The sequence below is a fragment of the Gemmatimonas sp. genome (assembly GCF_041689975.1).
Lineage (GTDB): Bacteria > Gemmatimonadota > Gemmatimonadetes > Gemmatimonadales > Gemmatimonadaceae > Gemmatimonas.
Window position 1 is genome coordinate 1 of the sequence record NZ_JBDNFF010000374.1, and the last position, 8,883, is coordinate 8,883.

Annotated in this window: 5 protein-coding genes; 2 read left to right on the forward strand and 3 right to left on the reverse strand. The window is 65.5% G+C overall.

Annotated features, from left to right (window positions below):
• Together ACESNG_RS21535 and ACESNG_RS21540 are read left to right on the forward strand one after the other, a co-directional pair.
• On the forward strand, positions 1 to 2,613 hold a 2,613-nt coding region (locus tag ACESNG_RS21535), incomplete at its 5' end, for an amidohydrolase family protein (RefSeq protein ID WP_373059509.1).
• 29 nt (positions 2,614 to 2,642) lie between these two features.
• The gene (locus tag ACESNG_RS21540; protein ID WP_373070791.1) at positions 2,643 to 4,016 is read left to right on the forward strand and encodes an amidohydrolase family protein; all 1,374 of its coding nucleotides are present in this window, start codon (positions 2,643 to 2,645) and stop codon (positions 4,014 to 4,016) included.
• A gap of 13 nt (positions 4,017 to 4,029) precedes the next feature.
• On the opposite strand, the gene ACESNG_RS21545 is transcribed toward ACESNG_RS21540, so the two are convergent.
• The 3 genes from ACESNG_RS21545 to ACESNG_RS21555 all read right to left on the reverse strand — a co-directional run.
• The gene (locus ACESNG_RS21545) at positions 4,030 to 5,361 is read right to left on the reverse strand and encodes a hypothetical protein (protein WP_373059513.1); all 1,332 of its coding nucleotides are present in this window, start codon (positions 5,359 to 5,361) and stop codon (positions 4,030 to 4,032) included.
• Positions 5,362 to 5,422: 61 nt separating this feature from the next.
• Positions 5,423 to 7,723: a penicillin acylase family protein gene (locus tag ACESNG_RS21550; protein WP_373070793.1), complete on the reverse strand. Its 2,301-nt coding sequence runs from the start codon at positions 7,721 to 7,723 to the stop codon at positions 5,423 to 5,425.
• Between the two features lie 130 nt (positions 7,724 to 7,853).
• Positions 7,854 to 8,883 (reverse strand): cyanophycinase (locus ACESNG_RS21555; protein ID WP_373070795.1); only part of this gene is annotated, 1,030 nt, incomplete at its 5' end.

An 8,883-nucleotide genomic window follows, 5' to 3' on the forward strand; every position in this document is an offset into this window, starting at 1 on the left:
AACCTCAAGGACGATTCCACACGCCGCACGGCGCTCCGCTCGCTCGGCTTCGGCGCAGCCCTCGCCGTGCCGCGCCAAGGAATCTTCCGCGGCACGGCGTCGGTGGTCAACCTTGGCGACGGCGGCATACGTGAACGCGTGCTGCGCCCCGACCTCGCGCAAGCGATCGGCTTTCAGCGCTCCTTCGCACTGGGCGGCATGTACCCCAACTCCGCCATGGGTACCATCGCCCTTATGAAACAGACGTTCATGGATGCGGAGTGGTACATCCGCGCCTGGGGCGCGTACGAGGCTGGCGGCCGCTCGATCTTGCCGCCGGAAACGAGCGAGGCGCTCGCCGCCCTCGGCAAGTCGGTGCAAGGCAAGCAGCCCGTGTATTTCGAGACCGACAGCGAGGAGGAGTACCTTCGCGCCTACAAACTCGCCCAAGACTACAAGCTCACACCGTGGTTCCGCGGCAGTGGCCAGGAATACCGCCTCATCGACGTGCTGAAGGGTCGCACGCAGCCGCTCATCGTGCCGCTCATCTTCCCCGATGCGCCGAATGTGTCGAGCCCCGAAGCGGCGACCAACGTGACACTGGCGGACTTGCGGCACTGGTACCTTGCGCCCACCAACCCGTCGCAGCTCGCCGCCGCCGGTGTGCCCTTCGCCATCACCGCCGACGGGCTGTCGACACTGACGCAGTTCCTCCCCAACCTGCGCACCGCCGTCGCTCGCGGTCTCGCGCCCGACAAGGCGCTCGCGGCACTCACTACGGTACCCGCGGCGTGGCTCGGTATCGAGAAGACGCATGGCACCATCGCCGTCGGCAAGGCGGCCAATCTCGTGGTCAGCGAGGGCGACCTCTTCACCGAAGAATCCGCCGTGCGCGACGTCTGGGTACAGGGCACCCGCTACGGAGTCTCGCGACCGCCGCAGATAGACCCGCGCGGCACGTGGGTCATTACCTCCGACGACGCCGGCACGTTCAAGAGTATCACGCTGCGTCTCGAGGGGCCACTCAACCGCATCAAGGGCACCGTCGAAATGGGCGGCCGTCGCCCCGTGCCGCTTACTGCTGTACGCGTGATCGCCGAGACGGGTCGCCTCGAAGCGACCATCCCCGGCGAGCCCCTCGGACAGGAAGGCGCGCTGCTGCTGGCGGGCTCCGTGCGCGACACCACGTTCTTCGGCTGGCTCTCGCTCCCCAATGGTACCGACGCCCGCTACCGCGGCACGCGTACCGAAACGTTCGAAGGACCCGCCCGCGGCACGATTGCCGTGAAGGTGCCCAAGCTCGACTTGCCGTTCATGCGGCCCTCCATGGAGTTCGGCCGCACGGCGCCGCCAACACAGCCCGCGTTCGTCGTGGTGCGCAACGCCACCGTGTGGACGCAGGGACCACAGGGGCGCCTCGAGAACGCCGATCTGCTCGTGCAGGCCGGCAAGGTGGTTCGTGTTGGGCAGAAGCTCGTCGCACCGGCCGGCGCCACGGAAATCGACGCTTCGGGTAAGCACGTGACGCCGGGGCTCATCGACCCGCACACGCACTCTGGTGTGAGCGCCGTGAACGAAAGTGGGTTCGCGATCGTGCCTGAAGTGCAGATGGGCGACGTGATCACGCACAACAACATCTGGTTCTATCGCCAACTGGCCGGCGGCCTCACCACCACGATGATCAAGCACGGCTCGGCCAACCCGATCGGCGGCGAGAACGTGTTCGTGAAGACGCGGTGGGGCTCGCTCCCCGACGAATACAAGATCGTGGGCGCGCCGCGCACGGTGAAGTTCGCACTCGGCGAGAACCCGAAGCGCAGCCCGACGCGCTATCCCAACACACGCATGGGCGTGCAGGAAATCATTCGCGATCACTTCCTCGCGGCGCGTGATTACGAGAAGGAATGGAAGCGCTGGGAGAAGGAGAAGACGGGCATTCCGCCGCGTCGCGATCTGCGCATGGAAGCCATTCTCGACATCCTCAACCAGAAGTTGCTGATCTCATCGCACGGCTATCGCGCCGACGAGTTCCTGGCGCTGATCCGCCTGGCCGAGGAGTTTGGCTTCAAGGTGCAGGCGCTGCAGCACGGCGTGGAGGCGTACAAGATTGCCAGTGAGCTCAAGAAGGCTGGCGTCGCGGCCGTGGTGTGGAGCGATTGGGGCGCCTTCAAGCTCGAGGCGTATGATGCCACGTCGTACAATGCGCGGTTGCTGATCGAGGCAGGTGTGGTCACGTCACTGCATTCCGACGACGCGGAAATCTCCACGCGCATGAACTGGGAAGCAGGCAAGCTGCTGCGCTCCGGACTCGACGAAATCATGGCGCTCTCCACCGTCACGAACCAGTCGGCGAAAGCCATCGCGATCGAGAGTCGCGTGGGCTCACTCGAAGCGGGTAAGGACGCCGACTTCGTGATCTGGAACGGCAACCCGCTGTCGCAGTTCACGAAGGCCGAGCAGACGTGGGTGGATGGCCGCAAGTACTTCTCGCTCGACGAGGACAAGGTGCTGCGCGAGGATATCGCGAAGCAGCGCGCGCAGTTGCTTCAGGCGGTGCTGGCGGCTGGTGGCGCCGAACCCCCGCCCGCCGGCGCGCCGGCGCGCGGCCGCGGTAACGAAGGAGCACGCAAGTGACCCGTTCATTCCTTTCGACACTCGAGACCATGCGAACCATGAACACGACTGCGCGCATGATGACGCTCGCATGCTCGGCCGCGATCAGCGGGCTGGTAGCTCCTCGCGGCGTGTTGGCGCAGGAGCGCATGACGGTGGCACCGCAGGAGCAGCCGGTGGTGCTGCGCGGCGCCACGATCCACACGGTCACCAAGGGCACGATCACCAACGGCACGATCGTGATGGACCGTGGCAAGATCACGGCGATCGGCGGCGCGGAGATCGCCGTGCCGCGTGGCGCCAAAGTGGTGGACGTGAGTGGCAAGCACATCTACCCCGGCCTGATCGACGCCTACAGCACGGTGGGCATCACGGAGATCGGTTCGGTAGATGTCTCGAGTGACATCAGCGAGATCGGCGACTTCAATCCCAATGTGCGAGCCGAAGTGGCAGTGAATGCCGAAAGCCGGCACATCGGCACGACGCGTTCGGCAGGCGTGCTGGTGGCCTTCAGTACGCCGGAAGGCGGCGTGATCTCGGGGCTGTCGTCGGCGATGTCGCTGGAAGGATGGACGTGGGAAGAAATGTCCATGAAGGGCGCGGCCGCACTGAACGTGAAGTGGCCGGACCCGAACGCGCGTTCCGGTGGTCGTTTCGGCGGCGGTGGCCCAGGTGGTCGCGGTGGCCCTCCCGGCCCGCCGCCCAAGACGTATGCCGATCAGGTGCAGCAGATCAAGGAATGGTTCGCCGAGGCGCGGGCGTATCGTGATGCCGTGAAGTCCGGCGCGTCGGTGCGCACCGATGCGCGTTACGCCGCCATGACGCCGGCGCTCGATGGCGCGATTCCAGTGGTGGTCGCCGCCGAAGGCGCCGCGCAGATCAACGATGCCATCACGTGGGGGAAGGCCGAGGGGCTCAAGCTGGTCATCCGCGGCGGCCGTGATGCGCTGCAGGTGGCCGATCGCCTGAAGGCCGAGCAGGTACCGGTGATTCTCACCTCGACCATGTCCGCGCCCGACCGGCAGTACGAAGGCTACGACAACGCGTATGCCACACCCGCGAAGCTGTTCGCTGCGGGAGTGAAGTTCGCGATCGCCGGTGGCTCCGGTGCGCTGTACAGCTACCGGCTGCCGTGGGAGGCCGGTGTCGCCGTGGCGTTCGGCCTGCCCGAGGAGGAAGCGCTCAAGGCGGTGACCATCAACGCCGCCGAGTTCCTCGGCATCGCCGACAAAGTGGGCTCACTGGAGGTGGGCAAGGAAGGCACGTTGCTGATCACGACCGGGACGCCGCTGGACATGACGAGCAACATCATCCAGTCGTACATCCAGGGCCGCGAGATCAACATGATGGACATCCACAAGCTCTTCTTCCAGAAGTACATGGAGAAGATCAAGCAGCAGGCGCCGAAGAAGATCACGCCGTGACGGTCGTTCGAGCCTACGGTTGCCCCAGCTCGTCCAACCGCGGATTCACGATCGAGTTGTAGATCGACCCGAAGGTGAAGTTGATCCCGACCGACCCGCTCAACCGGAACGACGTGGCCAACGCGCGCTGACGCGTCAGCACTTCGTCATCGCTCGCATTGCCACGCGCGAGGAAGAGCTGGTCGTTCACGCGGGCGGCATCACCGCGCAGTTCGAGCGAGAGGCCGCGCGTGAGACGAATATTGGTGCGCCCGTTGAAGCTCACGCTGTACGTATCGGCGTTGTGCAGGAATCGCGTGTAACGCACAGAGCCGTCGATGTTACCCCAGGTCTGACGCGATTCGGTGGCCAGAATCGCGCGGGCGACGGGTCGGCTTTCGGTGGTGAATCCGAAGATGCTCGGTTGGTAGTAATCGAAGTAGCGTTGTCCGACCGAGACCAGTGCCAGGAGCTGCCGACTGGTAGCCTCCTTCCACGGATAAAAATTGTACTCCGCGGACATATCGACCGCGGCACTGGCTTCGGTGTTGCGAAACTCCGAGAAACCGGTGCTCGCGTTCGTACCGATGGACAAGTGGTCTGTGAGGGACTTGACCACACGCACGTTGGCATCTGCCGACCGCAGCACGAACCGGCGCTCCTCACCGCTCGACAGCTTGAACCGATTGGCGCGGTAGTCGTTGCGGGCGTTCACCGTGATCTTCCAGTCTTCGGTGATGCGCGATGCGTTCACGTTCCCGTTGAGCTCGTAGTTGCTACCTCGCGTCTCCGCACTCCCCGCGCCGTTGAGCCGAATACGGTAGACCCAGAAATTCCAGGGATCGCTCAGTGACGAGAGCTTGGGTGCCGCTGGCGCGTTCTTCGGCGCCTCGTAGCGAACCGAAAAGCGCTCAGCACCCGGTAAGCGCATGGCAAAAGGCGCCAACCCCACCTTGGCCACGCGGGCGAGTTCACGACGACGGACATCGTCGGTCGTATTGGGCGGCAGAAACGTCACCATCGTGTCGAGGCGCGATGCGAACTGCCGTTGACCAACGAAGCTCAGCGTGTACTCACCGCCTCCCGATGCCGTGCCGATGCGGGTGATCAGCAAGTGCACATCGGAGTCGAGTCGGTCCTGCGTCCACAGTGCGAAGGGAAGATCGGCAATGAAGAAGTTCTGGTCGCAGCGGGCATTCTGGCAATCGAGAAAGACGCGAAGGCGCGTGTCGGCAACCGGGTTGCCGACGGCGCTGGTCGATGACGTTGAGCCAGGGGGAGGGGTGGCCCCGGCGGACTGCGCCGAGGCAAGGGCAGGCAGGCAAACCGCAGCGGCGTGCAGCAACAACACGAGACGGGAGATCATACTGGAGTGTACGCGGTGCGGCGGGCATCCGCTGGCGAATCGCGCCGCCTGCCGCTACCGGCTACTGCCGCACGCGCAACACCTTCAACTGCTTGTCGGCCGCGATCTCTTTCTCGGTGAAGGGAAGCTTCACCATCTCACCTTTCGCATACAGGCGCGTGAGATCGCCGCCGTGCTCCGCGTTCGGATCTTCATGCTGCGAGTAGGTGAGGATGCCACGCGGGTCCACCGTGCCGTCAGCCTTCCAGCCGACGATCTGGATGTAACTGTTGCCGGCGAGGATCGGCGTGTAACCGCCCGGTTTGAGTTCAGTGCTGATCACGCTCCACATGCCAGCAATACCGTCACCACCCGGAACCGGTATACGCTCGCCGTTGCGCAAGTCGAACTGGATGCTGCCGAGCGTGGCGTCCGGCGCGACGCCAGCCTGTGAAAGACGCTGCTGGGCCTGCGCGAGGGCGCGCCGAATACCCTCACGCACGGCGGGCTCATTCACCGCGATACCGCGCGGTGTGTGCACCGGATCGTTCGCGTTGAACGGGACCGTGAACAGATTCGGCACGCGCGACGCGACGCGCCAGAACTCGCGCCACACTTGCGCGCCGCGACCGTCGACGGTCTCCGTACGACTCCACCCGCGCAACGCGTTGCACGACGGCGTGATGTCCACGCTCGCGGTTGTCATGGGTACCGGCGCGAGCGGCGCGGCACACACCGTGAGCACATCGTCGAGTAGCAGTTCTGCACCGAAGTGGCGCTGACTGAACAGCATCGACTGCAACGCGTCGGGCGTGACCTTCCGGCCGGCGGCGGTCGCTTCGGCGATGAACGTCAGCCCAGCGCGTGTGCGCAGGCTGCGCGCGGTGCGCTCGGCGCCGATGATGGGCGAAAATCCTTCCAGTGGTGCCGCAGGATTCGCCAACCAGTAGCTGTCGTTCGAGTTGGACACGGCGTCATCACGCGTGATGCGCGGCATCGCCTTGGGTGGCATGGCACCGGGTACAGCCGCCGCGGGGTCGACGGTCCACTCACATCGCGTGTCGGCACCGTTGAGCACGATGATCGCCGCGGGCACGGTGTTGATCTTCACGCGGCACAGATCGAGCTGCGCCGCGCTGAGGTTGGGCACCACGCTCACATCCGCGTAATACGCGGCGCCGTTGCGGTCGGCGGCAATCGTGTTCGTAAACGCCACGCCGCCCAGGCTGATCGCCGCGTCCACTTCGGCCACGGTGCGCGCGCGATTGAGCGCGTCGTAGGTGACGGCGCTGCGATCATTGGCCAGATTCACGTCGCGCACCGCGTAGGCGCGCGTTACGGTCCACGGCAACTGCGCCGACGCGACCATGGGACCGTAGTGCGACATCCAGACCGTGCGCGCTTCCGTCGTCTCCGTGCCGCTCGTGCGCTTCACCGGCAGTGCCACGTTCACCTGTGTCATCGTGCGCCATTCACTGCCGTAGCGATAGCGCGTAGCGTCGTTCGGATCGAGATCGAGCGCGTAGAGCGTGGAGCGCGTGCCGGTGGACACCGTGTGCGTCCACGCAACGTCCTTGTTGAAGCCTATACTGACGCGGTTCGTGGTGTACAGACTGACGCCCATCACATCCAGCACGCCGGGAATGGTGGTATGAATGAGGTGAAAGCGCGACGACCCTTGCCACGGATAGTGCGGGTTGCCAAGCAGCAGGCCGCGCCCTGACGCCGTGACAGCTTTACCCATCGCGACGGCGTTGCTGCCGATGCCCTCGGGGGCATCGAAGTCGGTGGAGAAGTCGTACAACGCGCCGGTGCCGTCGGCCTTCTTGGCCGTCGGCGGCGCGGCAGCGGCCATCTCCCTCGTGAACCGGCCTACGCCGTACCGAATGCCCACGCTGATCAGGAGCCGCGTGACGTCGTTCACCGTAACGGGTCCCACCCAAGCAGCGCCCTTGCAGGACGGAGAGAGATCGCTCGCGTGATCTTTAAGATAGCGGTTATAGCCAGCCACGTAGCCCGCGTCGAAACGATTGCTCGTCGCGCTCTGGCGGGTCGTGTACGCACGCAGCGCCGCATCGGGAAGCAACGCGCGATGGAACAGATCACTCTCGCGATTGCCGCTGTCGGGACCGAAGGTACGCGACAGATCACCGCGCACCATGACGATGTCGCGCGCCAACGTACACGCGGCATCGGTCATCGTCGCGTACGCGAAGCCGTAGCCAAGTCCTCCCCAGTCGTTCGATTTCACGTGCGGAATGCCGTAACTCGTCCACCGAATGGTGGCGTCGTAGCGAGCGGCCTGTGCCGACTTTCGCGGGGCGACCGGCGCGCGGGTGGTGGTGGATTGCGCGAAGAGGTTCGTCGCGAGCGCCAAGGACAACGCGGCGGATAAACCTGCGACAGAAAAGCGGCGAGCGGCTTGCACGATGGGATGCCCGGCGTGAGAGTACGAACGAGAAGACGGTGGGCGAACGTGACGTAGCGGGACCGCGCGGAACATAGCGTCGTGATTACGGCGCACGCCCTGCGGTCGCAGGACGCTCCACATCCATGCGCAGGCCCGTCATACCCAGCCCCGCGACGACGTTCTGGACGCCCGTGCCGTCCAGACGCGTGGCCCGGAACGCATCAGCCTTGCGCAGCGTGATCGCACCACCGGACACGGGCCACGACAGTTCGCGGTCCGTCGAACGTCCGAATGCGTCGAGCGTTCTAAGAAATTCCCACGGCGCGAAGATGTTCGCCGGCGATACAACGGCGGGCCCACCGGCGTCCAGTGCGGTCTTCTCAGCCGACGCCGTGTAGCGGCGTGATTTCAGGTCGAACGCATCCCCGGAACCCATGAGGTGCATGGTCACGCCGCGCGCCGAACGTCCGGCGCGTACGGCGTCGCGCGCGTCGAACACCGCGACCGCCGACGCCCCCACGGCGCGCACCTGCAGTCCATCCACCACGAGGGCTGTATTCTCGTCGATCCCGAACGCAAGATCGAACCCCGGCACATCGAGCAGCGCCACCAGCAGTCGACCGAATCGGCCTCGCGCGAGGAAGTGCTGATCGGCCAGCGCTGCGGGAAAGAATCCGAGGCCGTGACTCATCACCATGCCCGCCGTGCTATCGTCGTCGGCGGCGGCCCCCTCGCGGCGTACAAGGCCCCGAGAGAACGCGCCCGCACTCGTGCCGTTGGCGATCATCGGGTCGCTCATGATCGCCGCGCCCGCACTCGACCCCGCCACCACGGCGCCCACACGCCAGCGCTTCAGCACCGCCTCGTAGGCCGGCGTCGATTGCCCATCCGGGCGAAACGCCGCCGTCACGCGGGACTGCACGCCGCCGATGAAGTAAAACCCCGAGCAGGCCTCGAGTTGCGCCACCACCGCCGGATCGCGCGCAGTCTCCGGTTGCTTCGCCGAAATCAGGACCCCGCGCGCCGTGCCGGCGCCACTGTAACGCTCAAAGGTGCGCACCGGGCCGTCCATCGCCGATTCCGGCGTCGCCCCCGCTGTCGGGATGATGCAGAACGGTCCGCTGCCCTGTCGG

Bases quoted from the DNA above. Each gene is read 5' to 3' on its own strand.
- ACESNG_RS21540 (WP_373070791.1), top strand. From the start codon at position 2,643: ATGCGAACCATGAACACGACTGCGCGCATGATGACGCTCGCATGCTCG.
- ACESNG_RS21545 (WP_373059513.1), bottom strand. From the start codon at position 5,361: ATGATCTCCCGTCTCGTGTTGTTGCTGCACGCCGCTGCGGTTTGCCTG.